This window comes from Caballeronia sp. LZ024, assembly GCF_031451455.1.
GTDB lineage: Bacteria > Pseudomonadota > Gammaproteobacteria > Burkholderiales > Burkholderiaceae > Caballeronia > Caballeronia telluris.
Genome location: NZ_JARUXL010000003.1, coordinates 565,396 through 591,674, shown reverse-complemented (window position 1 = coordinate 591,674; position 26,279 = coordinate 565,396). Strand labels below are relative to the sequence as shown.

Sequence of the window (26,279 nt, the reverse complement as noted above, 5' to 3'; positions counted from 1 at the left end):
TCCGGTGCGCGCGCCGGCACGACGCCCCTCAAAGAAGCGGCGCGTGCCGCGCAGCGCGCCCGCCCAACTTCTGGCAGCAGCGAGTGGAGGAGACACCATCTTGCGCGTGCTCAAGCATCTATACGTGCAGGTCCTGATCGGACTTGCGGCCGGCATTCTCGTCGGCTATATCGCGCCGTCGCTCGGCGTCCAGTTCAAGCCTCTCGGTGACACGTTCATCCGCCTGATCAAGATGCTGATCACGCTCTTGATCTTCTGCACGGTGTCGATCGGCATCGCGCGAATGGAGAGCCTGAAGCAGGTCGGACGCGTCGGCTTCAAGACCATCCTGTACTTCGAAGTGGTCACGACGATCGCGCTCCTGATCGGTCTCGTCATCGCGAACGTCGTGCATCCGGGCGCTGGCCTGAATATCGATCCGAAGACGCTCGATGCCGGCGCAGTTACGCACTTCGTGACCGAAGCTCACACGCAGGCGAAGGCGGGCCTTCTCGACCAGATCGTGCCGAACTCGGTCGTGGGTGCGTTTGCGCGCGGCGACCTGCTTCAGGTGCTGCTCTTTTCGGTGCTGTTCGGCATCGCGCTGTCGATCATGTCCGATCGCAGCAAGTTCCTGGCGCAAGGCATCGAGCAACTGGGCGACGTGCTGATGCGCATCGTCGAGATGATCATGCGGCTGGCACCGCTCGGTGCATTCGGCGCGATAGCCTTCACCGTCGGCAAGTACGGCATAGCAAGCCTGCAGCAGCTCGGCATGCTGATCCTGTGCTTCTACATCACAAGCATCCTGTTCGTCGCGATCGTGCTCGGCACTGCCTGTCGCTGGGCGGGTGTCGGTCTTTGGCCGCTCTTGCGCTACCTGCGCGAGGAATTGCTGATCGTACTCGGCACCTCGACGACCGAATCGGTATTGCCGCGCCTGATGGAGAAACTCGAACGGCTCGGCTGTCCGAAGTCGGTCGTCGGGCTGGTGCTGCCGACAGGTTATTCGTTCAACCTCGACGGCGCCGCGATCTATCTGACGATGACCTCGCTCTTCATCGCACAGGCGACCAACACGCATCTCACGCTGATGCAGCAGATCGGCCTCCTCGCGATCCTGATGGTGACATCGAAGGGCGGCGCGGGGGTGGCAGGCGCGGCGCTCGTCGCGCTGACGGCGACGCTCTCTTCGCACGACATCATTCCGGTTGCGGGCATCACGCTCATCATCGGCATCGACCGCGTGCTGAACGAAGTGCGCGCGCTCGTGAACATGATCGGCAACGCGGTGGCGACGCTCGTCGTCGCTCGCTGGGAGGGCGTGTTCGACGTGGAAACCGCGCGCGCGGTGCTGGCGGCGCCGCGTGAGCAGGAGCCGCGGGAGCGCTCGGGCGAAGCGGGCGGAATCATGCAACTTCCGCCGCATCAGGCGATGCAGGAAGGCCGAAAATGAGCGACGCGGGCCTTCGCACTTTCAGCGCCGCCGAATTGTCGACGCTCGCGCAGTCCGCGCTGCTCGCGACGGGAACCACGCGCGAGACCGCCGCCGCCGCGGCGCGCGCGCTCATCTACGCGGATCTGCACGGGCTCGCTTCGCACGGCGTCGCCCGGCTGCCGATGTATGTCGCGCAACTGCGCAACGGCCGTGTCGATCCGCTGGCGGTGCCGCGAATCGCGAAGGACAAAGGTGCCGCGTTTCTCGTCGATGCCGCCGACGGCCTCGCGTTCGCCGCCTGCGATCTGGCAATCGCGACGGGCATCGAGCGCGCGCAGCAGTTCGGCACAGCGACGGCGAGCATCGTGCGCAGTCATCACTTCGGTGCGGGCGCATATCACCTCGAAGCGGTTGGCGAGGCAGGGCTAGTCGCGCTGGCGTTCAGCAACGCGCCGGCGTCGATGCCCGCGTGGGGCGGCAAGACGCCCCTCTTCGGCACGAACCCGATCGCGGCCGTGTTTCCGCGTGCAAAGGGCCGGCCGCTCATGATCGACCTGTCTCTCTCGCAAGTCGCGCGCGGCAAGATCATGGTCGCGGCGCGCGACGGCAAGCCGATCCCCGAAGGCTGGGCGACGACCGCCGACGGCCAGCCGACGACCGATCCGCACGCCGCGCTCGCCGGCATGATGCTGCCCTTCGGCGGCGCGAAGGGCGCGATGCTCGCGCTGATGGTGGAGTTGCTGGCGGCGGCGCTGTCGGGCGCGCAGTTCGGCGCCGAAGCCGGTTCGTTCCTGACCGCCGAAGGCGCGCGTTCGCGCATCGGCCATCTGTTCTGGATCATCGATCCGGGCGCGCTCGCGGGCATGGATACTTATCGCGAGCGCATCGAGACCTTGATCGAACTGATGCTCGCGGATGAAGGCGTGCGCCTGCCCGGCTATCGGCGACACGAAGTGGCGGAACATGCGGCGCGCGACGGCATCGCGATTCCTTCAGCGCTCCATGCGCAACTGAAGCAGCTCGCCGCCGATGCGTCATGAGGGAGGCGGCCCGCTCGTGCCGCGCACGACGAGTTCGATGGGCAGGCATTCGCTTTCCGGCACGCGATCGAGCGTGAGCCAGTCGAGCAGCGCCGAGGCGACGCGCTGGCCCAGTTCGTATGTGGGCAGCAGCACGGTGGAGAGGCCCGGCGTGATCTGCGAGCAGATCGGCAGGTTGTCGCAACCGACGATCGAAAGCTGCCGTGGCACCGCGATGCCGAGCGACTGCGCTTCGAACAGGCAGCCGAGCGCGAGCACGTCGTTGCCGCAGAAGACGGCCGTCGGGCGCGGGTTGAGTTGCATCAAATGCTTGAGGCCGGCGCGTCCGCCGTCGAAGCCGAACGGTTCTTCGATGACGTTCGCCTCCGGCAGCCGGAAGCCAGCGCGCGACAGTTCGTCGCGAAAGCCTTCGATGCGCTGGCGTGCGCGGTCGTTGTGGCGAGCGAATCCGGAGATCATGCCGAAGTCGCGATGGTCGAGCGAGATGAAGTGCTGCGCCGCGAGCCGGCCGATCAGGCGATTGTCGAATCCGATCAGCGGTGCGAGTTCGCCCGTGCTGGAGGCAGTGTCGGTCCAGGTGACGAGTAGCGGGATGCGGCTTGTGCGCACGAGTTCCCAGGTCTCGCGCGAATGCTCGGCGCCGACCAGCACGAGGGCATCGACGGCGCGTTCCAGCAGCGCGCGCGCCGCCTCGGTCTCGGCGACGAGGTTGTACTCGTGCGCGGCGATCAGCAACTGATACCCCGCGCCCGCGAGCGTGCCCTGCAGGCCCTGCACGGCGCGCGCGAAGATCGCGTTGTCGAGCGTTGGCACGATCGCGCCGATCATGCGGGCCCGTCCGAGCGCAAGCGCGCGTGCCGCGCCATCGGGCACGTAACCGAGCCGCTCGACGGCTTGCAGGATGCGTTCGCGCGTGCGCATCTTGACCATTTCAGGATTGGAGAGCGCGCGCGAAACGGTAGCGGTGGAAACGCCGGCAAGCGCCGCGACATCGGCGATGCGCGGACGCGCAACAGTGGTCATGCGATGTGATCGGAGGCCCTTGAAGCCTTCATTGTAGATGCGCGGCAAGGTTCGGACCATCGCGGCATGCGCGAAGCGTAGGTGCAAGTCCCGATGTGATGCATGTCGCATCGATTTATAGTGAAATGCAAGCGGTTGCAGTCGGCTTGAAATAGCGAATCGACGCCATATTCAACCTAATTAATCGTCGGACAGGAACGAGCATCCGACACCGATTCGAACCGAAATGTAAGCGCTTGCATTCGAGCGCTTGACCAGTCCATCAGGCAAGTGACAGGAGCAGACAATGAGCGTGTTCTACGTAAAGAAGGCTACCAAGACGCCGGAGACAGAAACGGCGACGGCGCAGAAAGTCGTGGGCGAGATGCTGGCGGAGATCGAGGCGAACGGCGAGGCCGCCGTGCGGACCTACGCCGCGAAGCTGGACCGTTGGGAAGGCTCGATCATCGTCTCGCCCGAAGAAGTCGAGCGCCGCGCGAGCGAAGTGCCGCAGCACGTGCGCGACGATATCGACTTCGCGGTGAAGCAGGTGCACGACTTCGCGGCGGCACAGCGGCGTTCCATCGAAGACTTCTCGGTCGAACTGCATCCGGGCGTGATCGCGGGCCAGCGCGTCGTGCCGGTGAACGTGGTCGGCTGCTATGCGCCGGCCGGACGCTATGCGCACATCGCGTCGGCCTACATGGGCGTCGCGACGGCGAAGGCGGCGGGCGTCAAGACCGTCATCGCGTGTTCGAGCCCGTTTCGCGGCGGCGGCATGCACCCCTACGTGCTGTACGCGTTCAAGGCCGCCGGCGCCGATGTCATCATGACGCTCGGCGGCGTGCAGGCGATTGCATCGATGGCTTATGGTCTCTTCACCGGCAAGCCCGCGGACGTGGTGGTCGGGCCCGGAAACAAGTTCGTCGCAGAAGCGAAGCGCGCGCTCTTCGGCAAGGTCGGCATCGACGTGTTCGCGGGTCCTTCGGAAGTTGCCGTGATCGCAGACGGGACGGCCGATCCCGCTATCGTCGCAAGCGATCTGGTCGGGCAGGCCGAGCACGGACACGAATCGCCGGCGTGGCTTTTCACGACGTCGAAGGCGCTGGCGGCCGAAGTCATGGCGCTCGTGCCGCGCCTCATCGACGACCTGCCGCCGACCGCGCGCGATGCAGCCGCCGCCGCGTGGCGCGACTATGGCGAGGTGATCGTGTGCGACACGCGCGAGGAAATCGTCGAGGTGTCGGACCGCTATGCATCGGAACATCTGGAAGTGCAAGCCGCCGACCTCGACTGGTGGCTCAATAACCTGACGTGCTACGGCTCGCTCTTCCTCGGCGAGGAAACAACGGTCGCATTCGGCGACAAGACGAGCGGTCCGAACCATGTCCTGCCGACGAAGGGCGCGGCACGCTATTCGGGCGGACTCTCGGTGCACAAGTTCGTGAAGACGCTGACCTGGCAGCGCATGACGCGCGATGCCGCGAAGCGGATCGGCGAAGTGACGGCGCGCATTTCGCGTCTCGAAGGCATGGAGGCGCACGCGCGTACCGCCGACGACCGGCTGCGCAAATATTTCCCCGACGAGGTGTTCGAGCGAGGCGAATCCGTGCAGGTGTAGTCGCGCGACGGCGTTGGCAATCGCGTAGTACACAACAATCGGAGACGTCGATGGAAGCTTTGAAGATGTTCAGCCTCGCGGGCCGCACTGCGCTCGTGACGGGCGGCAACGCGGGCATCGGCCTCGCGATGGCGCGGGCGCTCGGACTTGCGGGGGCGCGTGTCGTGCTCGCGGCTCGGCGGGAGGATGCGCTGCGCGAAGCGGCGGCAAGCCTCGATCGCGATCGAATCGAAACGGGCTGGGTCGCGTGCGACCTCGTCGATGCGCATGCGGCAAAGGACTTCGCAAAGGAAGCGCTTCAAAAACACGAGCGGATCGACATCCTCGTGAACGCGGCGGGCGTGAACCTGCGCCAGCCGTTCGAGGAAATCACGCCCGAGGCGTGGCAGACGCAGCTCGCGCTGCATCTGGGTGCGCCGTTCTTTCTCACGCAGGCGCTCGCGCCGCAGATGAAGGCACGCGGCTGGGGACGGATCGTCAACATCGCTTCGCTGCAATCGTACCGCGCGTTTCCCGACAGCGCGCCGTACGGAGCGGGCAAGGGCGGCGTGGTCCAGCTGACGCGAGCGATCGCGCAGGCCTGGGGCCGCCACGGCATCACGTGCAACGCGATCGGCCCGGGCTTCTTCCCGACCGCGTTGACGGCCGCCGTGTTCGCCGACGAAGCGCTCGCAAGAAAACACGCCGAGCAGACCTGCATCGGACGCAACGGACGCCTTGACGACCTCGCCGGCCTCGCAGTATTCCTCGCGAGCGACGCGTCCGCCTATATCAGCGGTCAGACAATCATGGTCGACGGCGGATACACCGCGCGCTGACCCACGATGGGAGACAAGCATGCTAATTCAGGACAGTCAGGCCCGCGCTCGCGCGGAGCTCCAGGTGCCCGCGCATGACGCGGCGCGCGCGAGCGCGCACACATCGCAGGCCTCGCGCAATCTGCGGGCCGTTACCGTGTCGAGCGTGCTCGGCGCGATCATCGAGTGGTACGACTTCTTTCTGTATGGCGTCGTGGCGGGCGTGGTGCTGAACCGCCTGTACTTTCCACAGGCCGACCCGGTCGTCTCGACGATGCTCGCCTATGCGACCTTCGCGCTCGGCTTCGTCGCGCGGCCGGTGGGCGGCGTGATCTTCGGGCATTTCGGCGACCGCCTTGGCCGCAAGAAGATGCTGATGCTCACGCTGATGCTGATGGGCGGCGCGACGGTGCTGATCGGCTGCGTGCCGACGTATTCCAGCATCGGCGTGGCGGCGCCGCTCCTTTTGCTTGCGTGCCGGATCGTGCAGGGCATCGGACTCGGCGGCGAATGGGGCGGTGCCGTGCTGATGACCTACGAATCGGCGCCGCCCGAAAAGCGCGGCTTCTATGCGAGCCTGCCGCAGATCGGCATGTCGCTTGGGCTCGTGCTCGCGTCCGGCGTGATCGCGCTGCTGTCCTATCTGCTCGACGATGCGCAATTTCTCGCGTGGGGCTGGCGGCTCGCCTTCGTCGCGAGCGGCGTGCTCGTCGTGGTGACGTTCTACATGCGCAAGCATGTCGCCGAAACCGACGACTTCAGCAAGGTGAAAAAGCACGAGAAGCCCGCGAGCCTGCCGATCGCCGACGTGTTCAGGCGCTATCCGCGCACGGTGCTCGCCTGCATGGGAGCACGCGTGATCGACGGCGTGTTCTTCAACGTCTTCGGCGTCTTCTCGATCAACTATCTGACGCAGACGCTGCACTTCGCCCGCACGACCGCGCTTCTCGGTGTGGTGTTCGGCGCGCTGGTGATGACGTTCTTCATCCCGCTGTGGGGGCGTGTGTCGGATCGTGTCGGGCAGCCGGTGGTCTACGGTCTTGGGGCGCTGCTGGCTGGCCTGTCCGCGTTCCCCGCCTTCTCGATGATGCACGACGCGAACGGCGCGGCGTTGCCGGTCTGGATCGCGATCATCATTCCGTTCGGCGTCTTTCATGCGGCGGTGTTCGGCACGATGTCGTCGCTCTTCTCGGAGTGTTTCGAACCGGACGTGCGCTATAGCGGCATTTCGTTCGTGTATCAGTTCGCGGGCGTCTTCGCGGGCGGTCTCACGCCGGTCGTGGCGACCTGGCTCACCGGCATCCAGTCCGGCAAGCCGTGGATGCTCTGCGGCTATGTGCTCTTTGCAGGCGTGCTGAGCGCGGGTTGCGCGGCATGGCTTGCGCGTCATCGCCGCTCGCCGGATTGTGAACGCAAGCGTGCTGCCGAACTGGCGTCGGCCGGCGTGAGTTGAGTGCCGCAATCCATTTCGATCATGCGGCATGCCGGTGCCGCTTGAAGCAACTATCTTGCATGGACCGGAGTAAGGCACTGAAGTGCCAACTCCGGTCGACCGCAAAAGCATGGGACCGGAGTAAGGCACTAAAGTGCCAACTCCGGTCGACCGCAAAAGCATGGGACCGGAGTAAGGCACTAAAGTGCCAACTCCGGTCGACCGCCAAGCATGGGACCGGAGTAAGGCACTGAAGTGCCAACTCCGGTCGACCGCCAAGCATGGGATCGGAGTAAGGCACTGAAGTGCCAACTCCGGTCGACCGCCAAGCATGGGATCGGAGTAAGGCACTGAAGTGCCAACTCCGGTCGACAGGAGACAGACTGATGAAAGCGCTCGTCTATACCCAGCCCAACGAAATGCAACTGCTGGATCGCCCCGATCCCACGCCCGACGTCGGTGAGGTCGTCCTGAAGATCGATGCGGTCGGCATCTGCGGGTCCGACATGCATGCCTATCACGGCCATGATCCGCGCCGCAATCCAGGCCTCGTGCTCGGCCACGAGTTCGCGGGAACGATAACCGCAAGCCGTTCGTCACAGTGGCGCGAAGGTGCGCGCGTGACGGGCAATCCGCTCATCACGTGCGGTACCTGCGAGTTCTGCGTTCAGGGCCGCGACAACCTGTGCGCAAACCGGACGATGGTCGGCATGACGCGCCCCGGTGCATTCGCCGAGTACATGTCGATCCCGGCGGCAAGCCTCGTCGCGATTCCGCAAGACATGCCCGCGCGCCACGCAGCCGTAACGGAACCGGCGGCGACCGCGCTGCATGCGGTCAACCTGTCGATGCGCGGGCTCGCCCGTCCGCTCCCCGAATGCCGCGTGCTCGTGATCGGCGGCGGGGCGATCGGGCTGTTGTGCGCGCTCTTGCTGCGCGCCTACGGTTGCCGGGAGACCGTGCTGGCGGAAACCAACGCATCACGCCGGTTGTCGGCCAAGACGCACGCGGGATGCCGGACGATGAATCCGCTGGAGAGCGCGGTCGAGGCGGATCGCTATGACCTCGTGATCGACGCAGTCGGCGCGAAGGCCACGCGCGCGAGTGCGCTGGCGGGCGTGAAGCCGGGCGGCGTGGTGATGCACATCGGGCTGCAGGACTGGGCGAGCGAGATCGACATGCGCAAGCTGACGCTCGCGGAGATCACGCTGCTCGGTACCTATACGTACACGATGGCCGATCTGCGCGCGACCGTGAAAGCGCTGCATGAAGGCGCGTTCGGTTCGCTCGAATGGCTCGAAGAGCGGCCGATGTCCGAGGGTGCGAAGGCGTTTTCCGATCTGCATCAGGGGCTTGCGGCTTCGGCAAAGGTGCTGCTTGTTCCGGACGCCTAGATCCGAATGGTGCTGCCCGGTTATGTTGCATGCGACATAACCGGGCAATACATCACGAAGCGCGCGCGTAATAAATATTCTGCGGATGCCGCGCTTCGGCGAAGAAGAACCACCGCTCCGCGACGAGCCCCGAATACTGCGTCACACAGGCCGCGCAAAACAACGCGATGGACACCCCGACCGACGAAGCACCCGCCCCCAGCACCATCAGCACGAGCGGCAAAGCGAACGCACCGACGAGAAACGTCCACTTGATCCGCCGCAGCGCGCCGGGCGTCTGTCCATGAAAGAATTCGCGCAGGTTGAACGCGCCGGCAGTGAAGCCACGCGATTTCTGCACGACGTTCGCCCCCTTGATGCCCGTCGCACTTTGCACCGTCGACTTCGGACGCAGGCGCGCGTTGCGCCTCAATGACGCGATGCGGCTCGCGCAGCCCGCGAGCGTGAGCGTGCAGGCGCAGGCGGCGAGCGCGGCGGTGAGCGTCGGCGCGAGCCACGCGGCGCACGCGGTCGCGAGCGTGAAGCCCGACGCGCAGCCAAGCAACACGAAGTTGACCATCGTGAGCGGCGTCGCCCATTCCTGCAAAAAGCGCAGGCACGCATAGATCATCGCGGTGCAAACGAAGAGCGCGCCGCAAGCGATCACGCCGAGCACGCCGATCGCGAACGACCACGGCGAGCCGAACCAGTGCGCGACGCCATAAGCCGCCGCACACGCGAGGAACGCGGGCAGGCAGAGGCACTCGCGCGAGAGCCACGACGTGCGCCACATGGCGATCGCGCGCCAGGCGCGCTCGGGATGCCCGAGATGGAAGAACGACGCGAGCAGCCCAAGCCCGCCGAGCACGACCGCAATCGCCGCGCCGACGATGAAGAACACCTGCGACGACGCTGCGCTCGCGGACAGGAGACCCAGCCGGAGCGCGGCCTCCACGCCGACGAGCGCGATGAGCAAGCCTTGCGCGGCGCCGCTCAATGTCGTGAGGAACACGACGGAAAATGCGGGTTTCATGTGTTGCTCCGAAAAGAATGATCAGACGCGCACGGCCATCGATGCCAGGTTGATTTCACCGCGCTCCATCTGTGTGTCGAGCGGCATGGATTCGACGTTCTCCGGCTGGCACGAACAAGAACCGCCGCTGCTGCACGAATTCACCGGCTGGCGCGGCAGGTAGTGGTTGGCGGGCTTCGTGTCCCATTCGGGCATCAGCTGATAGCCGCCGCGCTCGCGAATCGCTTTCGATACGACCGACTCGGGATCGTGAATATCGCCGAAGAGCCGCGCCGACGTCGGGCAGGCCAGCACGCACGCGGGCTTGCGATCGCGCTCGGGAAGCGCCTCGTTATAGATGCGATCCGCGCAAAGCGTGCACTTGGTCATCTCCTTGCGCTCTTCGTCGAGTTCGCGCGCGCCGTATGGGCACGCCCACGCGCAGTACTTGCAGCCGATGCACTTGTCGAAATCGACCAGCACGAGGCCGTCCTCCTTGCGCTTGTAGCTCGCGCCGGTCGGGCAGACCGGCACGCACGGCGGGTCCTCGCAGTGCAGACACGACTTCGGAAAATGGATCGTGTCGGCGAGCGGAAATTCGCCGGCTTCATAGGTCTGCACGCGGTTGAAGAACGTGCCGGAAGGATCGGCGTCGTACGGACGCGAATCGGCAAGACTGCCTGCCTCGCCCGACGTGTTCCACTCCTTGCAGCTCGTCACGCATGCGTGGCATCCCACGCAGACGTTCAAGTCGATTACGAGCGCCATCTGGGTCATGTTGGTCTCCTCGTCAGTTGCGCTTGACGGTGTTGCGAAGACGCGCCGCAAATTCGCCGCGTCCCGCGAAGTAGGTCTGCACCACGCGCTGGATCACGCCCGTCATGCCGGGCACGTCGTGCATCGGCGCGAACTGGGGCAGCGTGTGATCGGCGTCGGCCTCGGCGGGATAGACGCGCACGCGCACGTCGTACCACGCGGCCTGTCCCGTGATCGGATCGGAGTTCGAGTAGCGCGCGTCGTTCGGCGTGGCGCCCGGCAGTTCGTCCGTGATGAGATGGTTGAGCAGGAAGCCGCGCTGCGATTCGTTGGCGTCGGCGCCGAGATTCCACGCGCCCGCCGCCTTGCCGATCGCGTTCCAGGTCCACACCGTGCCGGGCTCGACCGTTTCGCTGTAGCGTGCCATGCAGCGCACCTTGCCCCATTGCGATTCGACGTAGATCCAGCCGCCGTCATCGATGCCGTTCTCGCGCGCCATCTTCGGGTTCATGTACAGCATGTTCTCGCCGTGAATCTGGCGCAGCCACGCGTTCTGTGAATCCCACGAGTGATACATCGCCATCGGCCGCTGCGTGACCGCGGCGAGCGGAAAGCGCGCGAGATCGGTGGAGTCGCGTTCGAGCGGCGCGTACCAGAACGGCAGCGGATCGAAATACTGTTCGACGCGCGCGCGCAGATGATCCGGCGGCTGCCGCCCCTTCGTGCGCCCTTGCGCGGCGAGGCGGAATTTCTGCATCACGTCGGAATAGAGCTGGATCAGGATCGGCTCTTTGAACTTGCGAAAACCCTTCTCGACGGCCCATTGCAAATACGGCCCGTTGCAGTTGCGCATGTACTGGAGCGTCTCGGGCATCGTGTAATGGAAGACGCAGTCGTGCTTCGCGTATTCCTCCCACTGACGCGGATTCGGCTCGCCGACGAGCGCGTCCTGCCCGTCCTTGCCGCGCCAGCCGATCAGAAAGCCGACGCCCGAACCCGGCGCCGTCTGGTGATTGACGATGAAGTCGGGATAGTCGCGATACTTGCGCTTGCCTTCCGGCGTCATGAACGCAGGCAGCTTCAGGCGACCCGCCAGTTCGACGATCACTTCCTGGAACGGCTTGCATTCGCCCGTCGGCGGCACGACGGGCACGCGCACCGAATCGACGGGACCGTCGAACTCGGAGATCGGGCGATCGAGCATCGACATCGCGTCGTGCCGTTCCAGATACGTCGTGTCCGGCAGGATCAGATCGGCGAAGGCGGTCATCTCCGACTGGAACGCATCGCACACGACGATGAACGGAATCTTGTACTCGCCGTTCTCGTGCTTGTCGGCGAGCATGCGGCGCACTTCCATCGTGTTCATGGACGAATTCCACGCCATGTTCGCCATGAAGATCATGAGCGTGTCGATGGGGTACGGATCGCCGCGCCACGCGTTCGTGATGACGCTGTGCATCACGCCGTGGACCGCGAGCGGATACTCCCACGAGAACGCCTTGTCGATGCGCACCGGGCCGCCCGCGTCGTCGATGAAGAGATCCTCGGGCGCGGCAGGCCAGCCGAGCGGACCGTTGGCGAGCGGCGTATTGGGCTTGACCTGATCGGGATGATTCGGCGGTTTCGCCGACGGCGGCACCGCGCGCGGAAACGGCGCCTTGTGGCGAAAGCCGCCCGGCCGGTCGATGGTGCCGAGCAGCGACATCAGCACGGCCAGCGCGCGGATCGACTGGAAGCCGTTCGAGTGCGCCGCGAGCCCGCGCATCGCGTGAAAGGCGACCGGGTTGCCCGTCACGGTCTCGTGGGTCTTGCCCCATGCGTCGGTCCAGCGGATCGGCAACGTGATCTTGTGGTCGCGGCTCACCTGCACCATCTCGGCGGCGATGCGCCGGATCGTCGCGGCGGGGATGCCGGTGATCGCCTCGGCCCACTCCGGCGTGCAGTCCGCGACGCGCTCCTTGAGCAACGCGAACGACGGACGCACCGGCGTGCCGTCGTCGAGCGTATAGCGGCCATCGAGCGCGGGCTGCGCGTCGGGCGCGTGGTGCGGCACGGCACGATTGCTCGCGCGATCCCACCACAGGTGATTCTGCGGAAAGAGCGGATTGCCTTCGTCGATGTGCGGATCCTTGACGAAGAGACCGAAGCTCTCGCTCGTTTCGTTTACATCGAGCAGCTCGGCCGCGTTCGTGAAGCGCGCGACGAACTCGTGGTCGTAAGCATCGGCGGCGATCAGTTCGTGGATCAGCGCCATGAAGAGCGCGCCATCGGTGCCCGGGCGGATCGGCACCCATTCGTCGGCGATCGCGGCGTAGCCCGTGCGGATCGGATTGATCGCGATGAACCGTCCGCCCGCGCGCTTGAACTTCGAGAGGGCGATCTTGAGCGGATTCGAGTGATGGTCCTCGGCCGTGCCGATCATCAGGAAGAGCTTGGCGCTGTCGAGATCGGGTCCGCCGAATTCCCAGAACGAGCCGCCGATCGTGTAGATCATGCCCGCCGCCATGTTCGCCGAGCAGAAGCCGCCGTGCGCCGCGTAGTTGGGCGTGCCGAACTGCTTGGCGAAGAGCCCGGTCAGCGCCTGCATCTGGTCGCGGCCGGTGAAGAGCGCGAACTTCCTCGGATCGGTGGCGCGCAGGTGGGAGAGGCGCTTTTCGAGCGTGGCGAACGCGACGTCCCACGAGACCGGTTCGAACTGCGCGCTGCCGCGCTCGGCGTTCTGCTTGCGCATCAGCGGTTGCGTGAGTCGCGCGGGGGAATACTGCTTCATGATGCCCGACGCGCCTTTCGCGCAGATCACGCCCTGGTTGAGCGGATGATTCGGGTTGCCGTCGATGTAGCGCACTTCGCCGTCGCGCAGATGCACGCGGATGCCGCAGCGGCATGCGCACATGTAGCACGTGGTGGTCTTGACTTCGAGCTTCTCGTCTTGCGTGCGAGCGCCGTGTTCCATGTCTGCCTCCTGAACGGGCGTCGGCGGCGGGCGTCGCCCAGCCGACGATGCCGATGCCTGGATGCTAGGAGGCGCGGATACAGAAGTAAAATCGCTATTTCAGATCAGAAGCATCGGCTGGGCCGATGGTTCGCTGTGAGCGAGCGTCAGTCTGGCCTGGCGACCGGCGTCTCGGCGAATGCGGCGACCCGGCCCATCTGCAGAAGCTGCTCGGGCGTGGTGGTCGCGAACAGATGCATCGCGCGGCTGACGATGCCGGTCCATCCGGTCTGGTGGCTCGCGCCGAGTCCCGCGCCGTTATCGCCGTGAAAGTATTCGTAGAAGAGGATGTGATCGCGCCAATGCGGATCCTCCTGAAACTTGCGGTTGCCGCCGTGAACCGGGCGGCGGCCGTCCGCGCCGCGCAGGAAAATGCGCGCGAGCCGGTTCGTGATTTCTTCGGCCACTTCATAGAGCGTCATGAAATGCCCCGAACCGGTCGGGCATTCCACCTTGAAGTCGTTTCCATAGAAGCTGAAATACTGCAGCAGCGCGCGGATGATCAGACCGTTCACCGGCATCCAGACGGGACCGCGCCAGTTGGAGTTGCCGCCGAACATCCCCGTATCCGATTCCGCCGGCAAGTACGACACGCGGTATTCCTGCCCGCCCGAGCGGTAGGTGTACGGGTGATCCGCGTGATGGCGGGACAGCGAGCGGATGCCGTAGGGGCTCAGGAATTCGTTCTCGTCGAGCATTTTCGCGAGCACGCGGCGCAGCTTGTCTTCGTTCAGCACGGCCGCGAGCCGCCGTCCGCCGACGCCCTTCGCGGTCAGGTCGTGGATGGAAGCGACGATCTCCGGGCGCGCTTCGATAAACCGCTTGAGGTTTTGAAACGCTTCGGGTTCGCGCTCGACCAGTGCGCCATCGAAGGAGGTGACGGCGCAAAGCGGCAGAAGCCCGACCATCGAGCGCACCTTGAGCCGTTCTGCACGGCCGTCGGGCAGACGCAGCACGTCGTAGAAGAAGCCGTCCTCTTCGTCCCACATGCCGGTGCCCTGGCCGGCGCGCAGCATCGACGAGGCGATCCACAGGAAGTGCGACACGAACTTGACGCACATGTCGACGTAAGCCGGGTTGTGCAACGCGAGCTGCGCCGAGATTTCGAGCATGTTCTCGCAGAAGAGCGCCATCCACGCGGTGCCGTCCGCCTGTTCCAGATAGCCGCCGGTGGGCAACGGGGCGCTGCGATCGAAGACGCCGATGTTATCGAGCCCGAGAAAGCCGCCTTCGAAGACGTTGTTCCCTTCGCGATCCTTGCGGTTCACCCACCATGTGAAGTTGAGCAGAAGCTTGTGGAACGCCCGTTCGAGCCAGACCAGATCGCCCTGACCGTGGCGGAATTGTTCGAGACGAAAGGTGAAGATCGTCGCCCATGCATGCACGGGGGGATTGACGTCGCCGAAATTCCACTCGTAGGCGGGAAGCTGCCCGTTCGGATGCAGATAGCGTTCCCTTAGCATCAGGTCGAGTTGCTGTTTGCCGAAGTCCGGGTCGACGAGCGTTAGCGCGAGCACATGGAACGCCAGATCCCACGCCGCGTACCACGGGTATTCCCACTTGTCGGGCATCGAGACGATGTCCGCGTTGAACATGTGGTGCCAGTGATCGTTGCGCGGCGAGCGCCGCTGCGGATTGAACGGGTCGGCGCCGCGCTCGGTCAGCCATCGGTCGACGTCGTAGTAGTAGAACTGCTTGGACCACATCATCCCGGCGAGCGCCTGACGCATCACGTTCCTTGCGTCGTCGTCGAGCGACGCGGGAATGACCGTGGCGTAGAAGTCGTCCGCTTCCTTGCGGCGGGTGTTCAGGATGTCGTCAAATTCGTCGCCGAACGCGGCTTCAATGGATGCCGCCTGTTCCGGCGCTTCGCGGCGAAGTCTCAGTCGAACGGTGCGGGATTCGCCGGCGTTCACCTCGAATGGATAGTGCGCCGCCGCCTTCGTTCCGCGCTTCTCCGGATTCACCGCCCCTTCGGCACGGTGCACGACGGCACTGTCGATGCCGTCCTTGACGAAGGGCGTCCGGTTCGGCACGCCGGCGAGGCGCTCGGTGTTGGTGTCGTTTTCCGTGAAGAGCAGGGCGGCGGCGCCTTCGCAGTACAGCGACCACGCCCCGAGTTCGCGATGAGCGGCTGCGACGATGCAGCCGGCGTCGTCGGCTGCGGACTGCGCGAGCGACGGCCGCAACGCTTCGTCGCCCCAGGACCAGACATTGCGAAACCACAGCGTCGGCAGGACGTGCAGCGCGGCCGGTACGGGACCGCGATTGAACGCGGTGATCCGGATCAGGATGTCTTCGGGCGACGCCTTCGCGTATTCGACGAAGACATCGAAATAGCGATCGTCGTCGAAGACGCCGGTATCCATCAGTTCATATTCGAAGTCCTGGCGACCGCGCCGGCTATTCGTCGCGACGAGATCGGCATACGGATACGCAGACTGCGGATACTTGTACAGATACTTCATGTACGAATGCGTCGGCGTCGAATCGAGGTAAAAATAATATTCCTTGACGTCTTCGCCGCGATTGCCTTCGCTGTTGGTGAGACCGAAGAGCCTTTCCTTCAGGATCGGATCGTTGCCGTTCCAGAGGCTCAGGGCAAAGCACAGGATCTGCTGGTCGTCGGAGATGCCGGCGAGTCCGTCTTCGCCCCATCGATACGCTCGCGAGCGAGCCTGGTCGTGATTGAAGTAGTTCCAGGCGTCGCCGGAGTCGCTGTAGTCTTCGCGCACCGTGCCCCATTGACGCTCCGACAGATAGGGTCCCCATGCCTTCCACGGCGCGTCGCGACGCCGCGCCTGATCGAGCCGGTCGTGCTCAGCGGTCACCTGACACCTCCTGCCTTCGGACAACACCCGGCCCGCGCCGCAAGCACCAGCGTCCGGCACGTCTTGCGAAGCCGGACGGTCCGGTGCCTTGGCGTGGCATGCACGCCAAGGACTTTCAGCACCGCGCTTTCGTCGGATCTAGAGAGGCGAGACCTTCGTCCCCGACAGTGAGACGTCCGCCATCAGGCCCGCATTCGTCAGGATGAATGCTTCGACCGGGGCGGTCGCGGTCGTGGAGTCGATCGCGCCGTTCGCTCCGACCTTCACGACTGCAACCGAAGCGTCGACGCCCGCCGACCAGCCTTTGGAATTGCGCAGCTTGTCGAGTGCGTCCTGAGTCATGAAGAGGAAGATCAGCGCCTTCGACTGCGCACCGGCCTGAAAGCCGAACGAGGCCGACGTCGTGCTGTAGTAGCCGACCGTCGCGCCGCCGACTCTCAGCGATCCCTTCCCGTACTGCGCGCCGACGATGAATCCGGCCTGAATCACCGACGGAAACACCAGAATGCCGCGCGATTTCGCGACCAGCTCCTGCGAGCCGCGAACCGTGGCGTAAAGGCGCTGGATGGTTGCGTCGACGTCAGAGTCGATGGAGCGGCGTTCGTCGGTGTCGCCAGCGGTTTTTTGATCGCCCTTGTCCGTCGTGGTCGTGCATCCGGCAAGCGCGAGCCCGCCCAGCGCCAATGCGGCCGTCGACTGAACCATGAAGTCTCGTCTTTGCATTCCTTTTCTCCATCGTCAGGTTGAACGACCCCTATTGCCGTAGCGCCCGGATCGGTGGGGTCGGGCCGCATGTCCACACCGCATTTCCATTTCCACGCCTCATTTCCACACTATCCCTAGCGTAAGACGCTTGTCGCAGAACATGTATTGGGCTTTGGTCCAATACGCGCGGCGCGATTTACGTCCATTGCGCGCCAGTTCGCGTATTAAGTAAGCCCATGCAGCAGTGCGCCGCGTCGATTGTTCGTCAAATCCCGCCAATCAATTCGCTCCAGACGGCTTTATCGCGACCGAAGAGATGACTACATTTGCACCATCGCAGGACGGCTGGTTAAGCGTCATGTTCCAAGTAAGACAATCTCTTCAGGGAAACCATCATGAGCAAACTCGCAGGCAAGGTCGCAGTCGTCACGGGCGCGTCGAAGGGCATCGGCGCGGCTATCGCCAAGGCGCTTGCAGCCGAAGGTGCATCGGTCGTCGTCAACTATGCAAGCAGCAAGGCAGGCGCCGATGCCGTCGTCGCAGCGATCACCGCGGCCAACGGCCGTGCAGTCGCGGTGGGCGGCGACGTGTCAAAGGCGGCGGACGCGAAAGGCATCATCGACGCGGCGATCGAAACGTACGGACGCCTCGACGTCCTCGTCAACAACTCGGGCGTCTACGAGTTTTCGCCGATCGAGGAAATCACCGAAGAGCATTTCCACAAGCAGTTCAATACGAACGTGCTAGGCGTTCTGCTCACGACGCAAGCCGCCGCGCGCCACCTCGGCGAAGGCGCGAGCATCGTCAACGTGAGTTCGGTCGTCAGCACCATTACGCCGCCGGCGAGCGCGGTCTATAGCGGCACGAAGGGCGCCGTCGATGCGATCACGGGCGTGCTCGCGCGCGAACTCGGAGCAAGGAAGATTCGCGTGAACTCGATCAATCCCGGCATGGTGGTCACGGAAGGCACGCATAGCGCGGGCATCATCGGGTCCGACCTCGAAACGTCGGTGCTCAGTCAGACTCCGCTCGGCCGCCTCGGACAGCCCGACGACATCGCGTCGATTGCCGTGTTCCTCGCATCGGACGACTCGCGCTGGCTGACGGGCGAGCATCTCGTCGCAAGCGGCGGCTTGCGCTGACATGCGCTGACACACGCGGCGGCGCGCATATCGTGCCGGATTGCCCTAACGTCCTTGTCAGGATGTCGAAGAGAGTGTTCACATGGCAAAGGAAGGGCGCCGCTGGTATCCGCTGGCTCCGGACAAGCCGCAAGTCGCAGAGAGCGCCGCCGACCGCGCGCGGTCCGTCCCCCAGCCGATTCGCTCGGGACTCGCGCAGCCTTACTGATCGCGCGGGATGCTTGCGTTCCAGCGCTGAAAAGGGCAAAGCCCCGCCCGGTTGAACCGGTGCGGGGCCATGCGTCTTCGTCTGCTGCTGACAACTCCGATGAGTATTGCGTTACGGCCACAGCGAAACTGCGTTGCGTCGCTACTGACATCGGATACCACTACGTCTGCTGCTACAACTTCGGATCGAACCTGGTACGTAACTGCATTACGGTTAGGTTTGAAGGTAAGACCGTTTGCTCAGTCGACCGCTGTTTCTTTCCGCGCGGTGTGTTGTTCTGCACCACGGAAACCAGTTTAGCGCCGTCCCCACAATTCCAATCGTTCTATCTGAGGCGTGGTTCGGCTGCAATTCGGCGAATCGGCGGCTGTTCAGTATCACAATCAAGCAATCCCGAATCGTCACGAATTTGCAGCGTCAATGTCCTGTCCACCAGATGCTGCGCTCAACGCTCGCGCGTATAGCCCACTTGGCAACCCGAAGCGTCCGTCACGATCAAGTCGTCGCCGTCGAGGGCGTAGACGTATTCAATCACCGCATCGTTCGCGATCGACAGCGCGAGACGCCCCGGCGCCGGTACTCGCCAAGTGCCGCCGTCCCACCAGGTAAAGGCGCCGGGCGGCTCCGCTTCACCGAAGTAGAGACCGTTCGGCTCGAAGCGCAGACGCGCGGCGTACTGACTCGCGCATGCTTCGGCGCCCGCCTTGTGCCATACGCCGACGAGCCGCGCGTCATCGATTGTCATCGCCGCTTTTCTCCCAGCAAGAGCGTGGTTGCCAGCGCCAGAGAACGACTCACAGCGCATCGACGTTCTTTCTTGCCGCGTTCGACAGCGTTACCTTCTTCGCCTTCGACTTGAGCGTCTTCGCGAGTCCCTTCGCGGCCGCGCCGGCCTTCGCGTCATTTTGCACGATGGCCGCGAGCTTGCCGAGCTCGGTACCGCTCATCACGGCATCGTCGTCGATGAGGGCGGCCACCGCCTTCACGTCCGGCTTGCGATGCCCGAAGCGGCGGCCGACGCGTTTCGCCTCGACAGCGGCGAAATGCGGCCGCAGGACGGGGCACGCAAGCGCGGTCTGAATGGCCGCGATGCCATCGGTCAGATGATCGCCGCCGATAGCGAGCACGAGATGCGCGTCGGGCGTCGCGAGCACCGCGTGCGCGGCCGCCGCATGATCCGCGTCGGTCGCGCCGGTGACCATCACGGTCGCGCGTCCCTCGACGTGCGCGATCATGTCCTCCGCGTCCCAGTGCACCTCGACGCGAACTTCATGCACGCCCGGCACGGCGAAGAGCGCGCCCTCGGCGCCGCGCATGAGCGTCATCGAATCCTCGATCGACTCGCCGGGTTGGAGCATCGCGAACGCATGGTCCTCGATGCAACGCACGACAGTGCGAAACGAGCGCCTGTTGCCCGTCGGATCGATCACTTCGCCGCTGACGAAATCGCCCTTGAGGGCGAGGTCGGCGGGCACGCGCATCGGTTGCGCGCTGCGATTCACGAGCGCAATGCCGACGCGCACCGGCGCGCCGATCGGCACTTCACCGAGCAGCGGCGTCACGACGAGCGCGAGACCATCGACGTCGACTTCGAGATCGGTCGGCGTGATCGCGGGCGTGGTGCTCGAAGCACCGCCGAAAGCCACGGCGCCAGGACGCACGAATGGATCGGGATAGTGGCGCAACTGCTTCAGGTTGTCCGTGTGATACGACCACTGGATGTTGTTCGGAAACGGATTGGAGGGCGTGCCCGCTGCCGCGATCACGTCGCTCGTGCACATGAAGCCGAAATCCGCGAAGTTGTGGACGAGCCCCATCGCGTGGCCGATCTCGTGAATCGCCGTGCGGAAGTAGGGCGCGAGAGCCGTGCCGAAGCGCTGGCCGCTTACCGTGCCCCAACCCGAATCGATGGTCCAGTGCGACGCGATGCCGATGCCCTCGCGCGGGACGTTGTTCGAATCGGTGCCGGCTGCGTCGTACATGATGCCGCGCGGCGTCGAGTCGATGTTCTTCACGGCGAGCACGTGATAGCGCCATTCGCGGTCGAGATTGACAACGTCGCGGCGCGCGAGCATGGCCGCATGCATTTCGGCATCCGACCACGAGTCGCCGCTCGGCTCGGCCACGTTGGTGTCGCTCAGACGCACGTCGACCTGCCAGCCGAGTTCGTCCATCACGCTCTGCCAGGTGTGACCTGCGCTGTCGGTGGTCGGCTGCTCGGAGCCGTTCACGGTGTCGATCTCGACGGAGCACCGGCGGTAGTGCGGACTCAGCCAGCCCATCGTCAGCCGCCCGACGACGGAGCCGGTCGCGCTCTTTACGTCGCCTTCAGCATAGTCGGACGGTGACGGGTAGCCCGTCGGCGCGGCCATGCGGATCATGCGCGCGCTCACCGTCGATTCGAGCGCCCAGCTGTTCGGCGCGGTGTAGCGCCACAACTCGAAGCCGAGCGTGAAGCCAGTGCCGCGATAGAAGAGTTCGGGCAGCGACGTCACGCGCACGTAGTAGCGATAGCGCGAGCGACGCAGGATCGGGATGCCGCTGGCGGGGTTCGGCGCGCCGCTCAGGATCGGCATCAACGGTCCGAAATCCTCCATCGACGTGGGAATCTCGACAGGACCGGGCGGCACCGGTACGGGATCGAATGGCGGGATCGGCACGAGCGGGGGAATCGGGTCGATCGGCGGCAAGGTCAGCATGCGCACTGTGCGCTGGTAAAGATCGCCGCTCGCGGTGCGGCCCGCGTTGTGGCACTCGACGCGCAGCGTCCCGTCATACACGACGCGCCGCGAGCCGGCGGGCCGGTAGTTGAGAAGCCAGCAGCCGCAACGCACGGTGCGGAACTGGGTGACCACGGGGCCGAGCAGGCCATCGGCGGTGAGCGGTGTTCGCGCGGTGTCGTCGACGGGCGTTTCGGTTGCGGGAGGAAGATACTCGGGGAGCGGCGGGATCGGGGAAGACAGGACGGACATCATGAGTACTCCGCGTGGATGTTGCGTTCGAGCGCATGCAGCCATTGCGGCTTCGAGTCCTTCGGCGATGCGCTCGGTTGCGTTGCATCGCGGCGCATCATGGCGTCGGGCGCGGATCATCGTCGGGATGTCCGGCTGGATCGGCTGCTGTCACGCACGTACCCTCGTGTAAGGGGGAATGAAGTGCGATGTAAGCTAAAGATAGTCCGCGAAACCGCTGCGGCAAGCAGTTCTGTACGGTACTGTGGGGTGGCTAACAGTCGTGTGCCGGTTGGTGGAAGATGAAAAGTGTCCCGCGATTGGCTAGAATCGGTCCGTCAGGCCCAGCCTTTTGCTGTGCCCAACATCGGGCACGGGTGTCCATAACGCGCGCAAGAAGCAAGTCCGCCATCTTTCGCAAGCGCTCCGTTCGCATCCGAGAACGACTCGTCACCGTCCAGTACCTCGCCTCCGGTCGTCGTTTTGTTGCCCTTGATCGCCAGCATCGTTCCCACGTCATTCTCCTGGTCGTTTTGAAGTCGTCACTACCGCGTCAATACCGGTCGAGCGCCGCCTGAAGCATCTTCAGGCGCGTTTTACCGTCGGGTGTGAACACGGTGTCGAAACGCACTAGTCCTTCCTGGTGCAAGCGGCACGCCATCGTAAAGCCGACCATCATGCCGGGCTCCGGAGCGTGCACCTGGATTTCAACCGCCTTCAGGCGCGGTTCGTACTTCAGCAACGTCGCTTCGATGGCATTCCTGAGCTTGTGCGTCGACGAGGGCAGATGCCGGTAGATTTCCGACAGGTCATCAAGACCATAGTCCGGCAGATGCGCAAGGGAGCGGCGTCGGCTGTTCAGAATGCGCTCGATGTTGTCCCGCACGGAGAGGAACGTCTGATTCTCCGGCGTGAAATCGCTCACGGTCGATCCGTCGGCGAAATGCCCTGTGATCCGCTCGAAGAGTCCAGGTCCTGTACGCATATATTCCTCAATGTGCGATGCCGGCGATCGACGCCAGCAGCCACCGGTCGATGGCGAACCACGCGAGCCCCGCCGCGACGCACGCGAAGAGCACCCAGGCCAGCGGTGACAAAGGACGTCGGCGAGCACGCGACGGGTTCACCACCACCGGGCCCGACGCATCCGGCGCATCCCTCAGCGCGTCCCTGCTCGTATTGCCGCGTGCCGCTCGCGCGAGGCGTTCGTCGATTTCGCGCACAAGCGTTGCGCGCGCATCGCCTGCCTTCACGGCAAAGCGCCCCGTGAACCCGAGTTCGAGCACGGCGGCAAAGATTGCCAGCAGCGGCAGCACGGGCTTGGGCTCGCGCAGTCGCTGGGTGATCCGGCGCAGCAACTCCTCGCCTGCATCGTTGCGCCCGAACGCGCGCACCTGCAACGGCTCGCGTTCCCAGGCGTCGCGCGCGTCTGCACTGAGTCCCTTGAGAGCCGCCTCGTCGAGCAGGGCGCATTGCGCGTACAGCGCATCATCGATCACGTCGCGCGGCTGACCGCGCCGCTGCAGTTCGTCGCTCAGACCCGCGAGTTGCGCATCGCAATCTCCGCGCAGCGTCTCCACCGATGGCGGGTTGTCGCTGCGCAGCTTCACGATGGTGCGCGCCGTATCGCGTAGTGCAACCGGCAGCAGATCCACCGGGCGTGTTGTGACGACCGTCATGACGGCAGCACCGCATAGAGTTCAAGCTCGGCCTCCGGAATCGAGCCCGGCAGATAAATCTGGCAAGCACGCGCGGCAATCATCCGCGCAAATGCCGGGTCCGCGCTGTCCACCGCGAAATACTGGTTCTCGATGCGCACCGGGATGGCGGCCGGAAGGCGTGACACGGGACGCAACGCGATGCCTGGCAGCGCGGAGTTGACGATGTGCTCGACCTCGTCGGGTGCCCCCATCTTGCACAACTCCGGCAGGCGCTCGAGCAGCGCGTGGGCGGGCATGGCCGCGCGCACCGACAGGTAATAATCGGCGTCTTCAGTGAGCCGTTCGTCGTTGATGTGGCCGAGCCACACCGAGGTGCGCAGGCGATCGAGCGCAATGGGGACGACCCGCGACGGAATCACGGCATCCAGCAACGCGCGGATCAGGGATTCGAGTTCCGCAAACACGGGCTCCGGTGCGTCATGATCATAGGCGGGGATGGCTTGCAGCGTTTCGGTGGTCGAGAACGTGAGAAGCGATCCAGCCAGGCGCGCGAGCACGGCATACAGCCGCTCGGGATGCTGGTCGGGCGCCTGGGCCAGGCGCGCCAGTTCCGGCCATGTACTGTTCACCGAATGCAGCAGCCAGAAAAGCGCGACATCGGACACCGCATAGTCGGCGATCTGGTCCGAGCGCTCCTTGCGACGCACCGCGAGGCTCGCGCTCTTGGCGGTCAGGATCTCGGACAGACGCCGCATGCGTTGCGTGAGCCGCGCGCTCGCCGACAGGAAGAGACACGGCGGCACAAACGACTCATCCGCTTCGAAGCGGCCCTGCGGTGTGCGCACGAGTCGCGCGACGGGACACGTCACGTAATCATCGGCCTTTTCGAAATCGAACAGCAGCGCCACGACCTGTCGTTCGACACTGATCTCCTCGTTTCCGTCCCCGTTGATATCGACGACATGGAGGAATTCGCGGGTCACGCGCCGCGGCCGCGCCGGCTTCTCGCCAGGTTCCACACAGTTGCCGCCCTGCACATCGACGAGCGCCACGCCGGCGAGCACCGTGACCGCCCCCCCGACGCCGGCCGGCACGTCGGCCAGGCTGCGCGCTGCGGGTAGCCAGTCGGCCGTTTCGCTGTCGATGAGCGTGCCGTCGCGCAGACGCGCGTTCAGCCTCGTGAGCCGCAGCCGGTCGACGGTAAGCGCCTGTGTATCCAGTGCGACATCGATCACGCCCCACGCGTCGGGACTGGACATGCGGGCAATCTGCTCATTGGCGAATTGTTCCCACAACGCCTGCTGCTGGAAGTGCTGCGGGGTCATGAAAATGCCGCGCGCCCACAGGGGTTTTGTTATCTTCATCGTTGGTGCTGGTCGGAGTTCAGGTTGAGAGAGTGGGCAACATTCAACGTTTTGCCTTGGGCATCTGCGACATGAGCGACAGGCTCACGTCCATGCCCTCGATCTGGAAGTGCGGAACAATGAAAAGCGCGATGCGAAAGAAGCCCGGATTGTCTTCGATGTCTTCCACCACGACCCGCGCTTCACGCAGCGGGTGCGACGCTTGCAGGTCGTCGCCCGGTGTCGTCATGGCCGTGACGAGCCCCTTGATCCAGTTGTTCAGCTCGAGTTCGAGCAGTCTGCGATCCTTGGTCGTGCCGATATTCTCGCGCTGGATCAACTTCAGATAGTGCGCAATGCGCGAGAGCAGGAAGATATACGGCAGCCGCGCGTTGATACGGCTGTTGGCAGCGGCGTCCCGTGTATCGAAGACGGCGGGCTTCTGCGTCGAATGGGCGGAATAGAAGCACGCGTGGTCGTGATTGCTGGTGTACGAGAGCGTAATGAGGCCACGTTCCGCGAATTCGAACTCGCGGGCTTCGGGAATCAATGCGTCGGTCGAGATCTTGCCCAGATGTCCCGTATCGAGGTCATAGAGGTGGACCGGCAGGTCCGGGATCAGACCGCCCGCCTGTGGGCCGCGGATCTGCAAACACCAGCCATTGCGCACGAAACTCCTGACGACGTTCACGGCAAAGGCAAATGCCGCGTTCGCCCATAGATAAGCGTTGCGCCCGCCACCGCGGACATCTTCGGTGTAGTTGAAGGCACGTACGGGATTCGTCTCGGGCCCATACGGCAGACGCGCGAGAAACCGGGGCAGCGTGAGCCCGACATAGCGTGCATCCTCGGTTTCGCGAAACGCCTTCCATTTGAAATAGGCCGCGCGTTCGAAGTAGCCGGCGAGATCCCGAATTCCCGCCACGTCCTCCATGGCTATGCAGCCGAAGAAAGCGGGCGAGACAGCGCCGATAAATGGCATGTGCGCTGCGGCCGCGACCTTCGAAAGATTGCGCAGTAGCGCGATATCCGCGGCGCTCGCGTCGAACTCGTAGTTCGCGATGATGGCCGCGATAGGGTGGCCGCCGGGCGTGTCGTATTCCTGGACATACGTGTGCTGGAACAGGCCGCTCTGGATCAGTTCAGGTGCATCCTCGAAGTCCTCCCGCAAAGTCTCCTTCGAGACATCGAGTAGTTCGATGCACACGTTGCTGCGAAAGTCCGTGCGGTCGACCAGAAACTGCAGGCCACGCCATGCGGACTCCAGGGTCTGGAAGGCAGGGTGGTGAAGAATGGCGTCGATCTGCCGGCCAAGCATCTGGTCGATGATGGCGAGGCCGTGATCAAGGAGTAGTGAAGCCTCTCCCGCGTGCAAGCCCACTTGCGTCTGCGCATGTGGGCTGGATGCGGACTTCGGGTCTCGGTGCGTGCTGGTCTGCAAACTTGCGCTCATCGTTCAGTTCTTGATCTGTCCAAGCATCGCTTAATCTGAAACATTTAGCATGCCAGACATCTCAAAAACAGAATTGATGGTTAATGATTGTCAGCGTTTGATTAAAAACAACAGACAACCATCGTTACCGCTTTGGCTCCTTCATCGAACGGGTGAAGAAGCGTATCGTTACTTCCCCAAATAACTATCGTTTGCGCACGTATTTATTTGCCGCTCATAACCGTTGTGAAGCAGTGCTGATCAGCTGAGGGGATCGATAAGAATATGGCAAGCCTGTACGACGAAGCGAAGACGTTTATATCGAGCGTGACAGCGATTCCGGGGCGACAGCAGTATTTTCTGGACGTGCCGGGCACCGATAGCGCGGCACAATTGTCGGTCGTGTCGTTCGAGGCGACCGAGAAGATGGGCGAGCCCACCGAGGTGTGCATCGAACTGACCCATCCGCAACAGTTGGGGCGCGCCGAGTATCTGAACTGCGATGCGACCTTCTCGATGGTCCCGGAGGACGGTGCGCCCAGGAAGTTCTCCGGCTACATC

General features: G+C 64.3%; 21 protein-coding genes and 1 pseudogene. 9 read left to right on the top strand and 13 right to left on the bottom strand.

Annotated elements, in window-relative coordinates:
* The first annotated feature begins 100 nt into the window (after nucleotides 1–100).
* Together dctA and QCE48_RS20220 are read left to right on the top strand one after the other, a co-directional pair.
* The gene (gene dctA, locus QCE48_RS20225) at nucleotides 101–1,435 is read left to right on the top strand and encodes a C4-dicarboxylate transporter DctA (protein ID WP_404982616.1); all 1,335 of its coding nucleotides are present in this window, start codon (nucleotides 101–103) and stop codon (nucleotides 1,433–1,435) included.
* Nucleotides 1,432–2,457, top strand: a complete 1,026-nt coding sequence (locus tag QCE48_RS20220) for an Ldh family oxidoreductase (RefSeq protein WP_309784964.1) — start codon at nucleotides 1,432–1,434, stop codon at nucleotides 2,455–2,457. Before dctA ends, QCE48_RS20220 begins: the two co-directional genes overlap by 4 nt.
* Here the strand turns inward: QCE48_RS20220 and QCE48_RS20215 are convergent.
* Nucleotides 2,452–3,480: a LacI family DNA-binding transcriptional regulator gene (locus QCE48_RS20215; RefSeq protein ID WP_309784963.1), complete on the bottom strand. Its 1,029-nt coding sequence runs from the start codon at nucleotides 3,478–3,480 to the stop codon at nucleotides 2,452–2,454. The two genes, QCE48_RS20220 and QCE48_RS20215, sit on opposite strands and share 6 nt — an antisense overlap.
* A 286-nt stretch (nucleotides 3,481–3,766) precedes the next feature.
* Between QCE48_RS20215 and hisD the strand changes: the two genes are divergently transcribed.
* The 4 genes from hisD to QCE48_RS20195 all read left to right on the top strand — a co-directional run bounded on the left by hisD (nucleotide 3,767) and on the right by QCE48_RS20195 (nucleotide 8,703).
* Complete coding sequence (hisD, locus tag QCE48_RS20210) at nucleotides 3,767–5,080, top strand: histidinol dehydrogenase (protein WP_309784962.1); 1,314 nt, start codon at nucleotides 3,767–3,769, stop codon at nucleotides 5,078–5,080.
* 50 nt (nucleotides 5,081–5,130) lie between these two features.
* Nucleotides 5,131–5,898 carry an SDR family oxidoreductase gene (locus tag QCE48_RS20205; protein WP_309784961.1) on the top strand — a complete coding sequence of 256 codons (768 nt, stop codon included), beginning with the start codon at nucleotides 5,131–5,133 and terminating at the stop codon, nucleotides 5,896–5,898.
* A gap of 64 nt (nucleotides 5,899–5,962) precedes the next feature.
* Nucleotides 5,963–7,330, top strand: coding sequence for an MFS transporter (locus QCE48_RS20200; RefSeq protein ID WP_404982615.1), 1,368 nt, complete (start codon nucleotides 5,963–5,965; stop codon nucleotides 7,328–7,330).
* Between the two features lie 365 nt (nucleotides 7,331–7,695).
* The gene (locus QCE48_RS20195) at nucleotides 7,696–8,703 is read left to right on the top strand and encodes a galactitol-1-phosphate 5-dehydrogenase (protein WP_309784960.1); all 1,008 of its coding nucleotides are present in this window, start codon (nucleotides 7,696–7,698) and stop codon (nucleotides 8,701–8,703) included.
* A gap of 52 nt (nucleotides 8,704–8,755) precedes the next feature.
* Here the strand turns inward: QCE48_RS20195 and QCE48_RS20190 are convergent, their stop codons facing one another.
* The 5 genes from QCE48_RS20190 to QCE48_RS20170 form a co-directional block, all read right to left on the bottom strand.
* Nucleotides 8,756–9,715, bottom strand: coding sequence for a DmsC/YnfH family molybdoenzyme membrane anchor subunit (locus QCE48_RS20190; RefSeq protein WP_309784959.1), 960 nt, complete (start codon nucleotides 9,713–9,715; stop codon nucleotides 8,756–8,758).
* A 21-nt stretch (nucleotides 9,716–9,736) separates the two neighbouring features.
* Complete coding sequence (locus QCE48_RS20185; RefSeq protein ID WP_309784958.1) at nucleotides 9,737–10,471, bottom strand: 4Fe-4S dicluster domain-containing protein; 735 nt, start codon at nucleotides 10,469–10,471, stop codon at nucleotides 9,737–9,739.
* A 13-nt stretch (nucleotides 10,472–10,484) separates the two neighbouring features.
* Nucleotides 10,485–13,406 (bottom strand): molybdopterin oxidoreductase family protein, encoded by a 2,922-nt coding sequence (locus QCE48_RS20180; protein WP_309784957.1) that lies wholly within the window; start codon nucleotides 13,404–13,406, stop codon nucleotides 10,485–10,487.
* Nucleotides 13,407–13,552: 146 nt separating this feature from the next.
* Nucleotides 13,553–16,276 (bottom strand): MGH1-like glycoside hydrolase domain-containing protein, encoded by a 2,724-nt coding sequence (locus QCE48_RS20175; RefSeq protein WP_309784956.1) that lies wholly within the window; start codon nucleotides 16,274–16,276, stop codon nucleotides 13,553–13,555.
* Nucleotides 16,277–16,414: 138 nt separating this feature from the next.
* Nucleotides 16,415–16,999, bottom strand: a complete 585-nt coding sequence (locus QCE48_RS20170) for a YSC84-related protein (RefSeq protein WP_309784955.1) — start codon at nucleotides 16,997–16,999, stop codon at nucleotides 16,415–16,417.
* 377 nt (nucleotides 17,000–17,376) lie between these two features.
* On the opposite strand from QCE48_RS20170, the gene QCE48_RS20165 reads away from it, so the two are divergent.
* Nucleotides 17,377–18,123: a glucose 1-dehydrogenase gene (locus tag QCE48_RS20165; protein ID WP_309784954.1), complete on the top strand. Its 747-nt coding sequence runs from the start codon at nucleotides 17,377–17,379 to the stop codon at nucleotides 18,121–18,123.
* An 82-nt stretch (nucleotides 18,124–18,205) separates the two neighbouring features.
* The gene (locus QCE48_RS20160; protein WP_309784953.1) at nucleotides 18,206–18,331 is read left to right on the top strand and encodes a hypothetical protein; all 126 of its coding nucleotides are present in this window, start codon (nucleotides 18,206–18,208) and stop codon (nucleotides 18,329–18,331) included.
* Between the two features lie 445 nt (nucleotides 18,332–18,776).
* Here the strand turns inward: QCE48_RS20160 and QCE48_RS20155 are convergent, their stop codons facing one another.
* From QCE48_RS20155 to tssC, 7 genes are all read right to left on the bottom strand, one after another.
* The gene (locus QCE48_RS20155; protein WP_309784952.1) at nucleotides 18,777–19,076 is read right to left on the bottom strand and encodes a hypothetical protein; all 300 of its coding nucleotides are present in this window, start codon (nucleotides 19,074–19,076) and stop codon (nucleotides 18,777–18,779) included.
* 49 nt (nucleotides 19,077–19,125) lie between these two features.
* The gene (locus QCE48_RS20150; RefSeq protein WP_309784951.1) at nucleotides 19,126–21,306 is read right to left on the bottom strand and encodes a hypothetical protein; all 2,181 of its coding nucleotides are present in this window, start codon (nucleotides 21,304–21,306) and stop codon (nucleotides 19,126–19,128) included.
* 314 nt (nucleotides 21,307–21,620) lie between these two features.
* Nucleotides 21,621–21,797: a hypothetical protein gene (locus QCE48_RS20145; RefSeq protein WP_309784950.1), complete on the bottom strand. Its 177-nt coding sequence runs from the start codon at nucleotides 21,795–21,797 to the stop codon at nucleotides 21,621–21,623.
* A 38-nt stretch (nucleotides 21,798–21,835) separates the two neighbouring features.
* Complete coding sequence (tssE, locus tag QCE48_RS20140; protein WP_309784949.1) at nucleotides 21,836–22,267, bottom strand: type VI secretion system baseplate subunit TssE; 432 nt, start codon at nucleotides 22,265–22,267, stop codon at nucleotides 21,836–21,838.
* A gap of 7 nt (nucleotides 22,268–22,274) precedes the next feature.
* A complete protein-coding gene (locus QCE48_RS20135) occupies nucleotides 22,275–22,937 on the bottom strand; it encodes a DotU/TssL family secretion system protein (protein ID WP_309784948.1) in 663 nt (220 codons plus the stop codon).
* Nucleotides 22,938–22,957: 20 nt separating this feature from the next.
* On the bottom strand, nucleotides 22,958–24,307 hold the full coding sequence (gene tssK / locus QCE48_RS20130; RefSeq protein ID WP_309784947.1) for a type VI secretion system baseplate subunit TssK: 1,350 nt from the start codon (nucleotides 24,305–24,307) through the stop codon (nucleotides 22,958–22,960).
* Nucleotides 24,308–24,350: 43 nt separating this feature from the next.
* The gene (gene tssC / locus QCE48_RS20125) at nucleotides 24,351–25,661 is read right to left on the bottom strand and encodes a type VI secretion system contractile sheath large subunit (RefSeq protein ID WP_404982633.1); all 1,311 of its coding nucleotides are present in this window, start codon (nucleotides 25,659–25,661) and stop codon (nucleotides 24,351–24,353) included.
* Nucleotides 25,662–26,003: 342 nt separating this feature from the next.
* Between tssC and QCE48_RS20120 the strand changes: the two are divergent.
* Nucleotides 26,004–26,279 (top strand): annotated as a pseudogene (locus tag QCE48_RS20120) (type VI secretion system tip protein VgrG); the annotation flags it as partial.

Coding starts and splice junctions, on each gene's coding strand:
- QCE48_RS20220 (WP_309784964.1), top strand. CDS start 1,432: ATGAGCGACGCGGGCCTTCGCACTTTCAGCGCCGCCGAATTGTCGACG.
- QCE48_RS20215 (WP_309784963.1), bottom strand. CDS start 3,480: ATGACCACTGTTGCGCGTCCGCGCATCGCCGATGTCGCGGCGCTTGCC.
- hisD (WP_309784962.1), top strand. CDS start 3,767: ATGAGCGTGTTCTACGTAAAGAAGGCTACCAAGACGCCGGAGACAGAA.
- QCE48_RS20205 (WP_309784961.1), top strand. CDS start 5,131: ATGGAAGCTTTGAAGATGTTCAGCCTCGCGGGCCGCACTGCGCTCGTG.
- QCE48_RS20195 (WP_309784960.1), top strand. CDS start 7,696: ATGAAAGCGCTCGTCTATACCCAGCCCAACGAAATGCAACTGCTGGAT.
- QCE48_RS20190 (WP_309784959.1), bottom strand. CDS start 9,715: ATGAAACCCGCATTTTCCGTCGTGTTCCTCACGACATTGAGCGGCGCC.
- QCE48_RS20185 (WP_309784958.1), bottom strand. CDS start 10,471: ATGACCCAGATGGCGCTCGTAATCGACTTGAACGTCTGCGTGGGATGC.
- QCE48_RS20180 (WP_309784957.1), bottom strand. CDS start 13,406: ATGGAACACGGCGCTCGCACGCAAGACGAGAAGCTCGAAGTCAAGACC.
- QCE48_RS20170 (WP_309784955.1), bottom strand. CDS start 16,999: ATGCAAAGACGAGACTTCATGGTTCAGTCGACGGCCGCATTGGCGCTG.
- QCE48_RS20165 (WP_309784954.1), top strand. CDS start 17,377: ATGAGCAAACTCGCAGGCAAGGTCGCAGTCGTCACGGGCGCGTCGAAG.
- QCE48_RS20160 (WP_309784953.1), top strand. CDS start 18,206: ATGGCAAAGGAAGGGCGCCGCTGGTATCCGCTGGCTCCGGACAAGCCG.
- QCE48_RS20155 (WP_309784952.1), bottom strand. CDS start 19,076: ATGACAATCGATGACGCGCGGCTCGTCGGCGTATGGCACAAGGCGGGC.
- QCE48_RS20150 (WP_309784951.1), bottom strand. CDS start 21,306: ATGATGTCCGTCCTGTCTTCCCCGATCCCGCCGCTCCCCGAGTATCTT.
- tssE (WP_309784949.1), bottom strand. CDS start 22,267: ATGCGTACAGGACCTGGACTCTTCGAGCGGATCACAGGGCATTTCGCC.
- tssK (WP_309784947.1), bottom strand. CDS start 24,307: ATGAAGATAACAAAACCCCTGTGGGCGCGCGGCATTTTCATGACCCCG.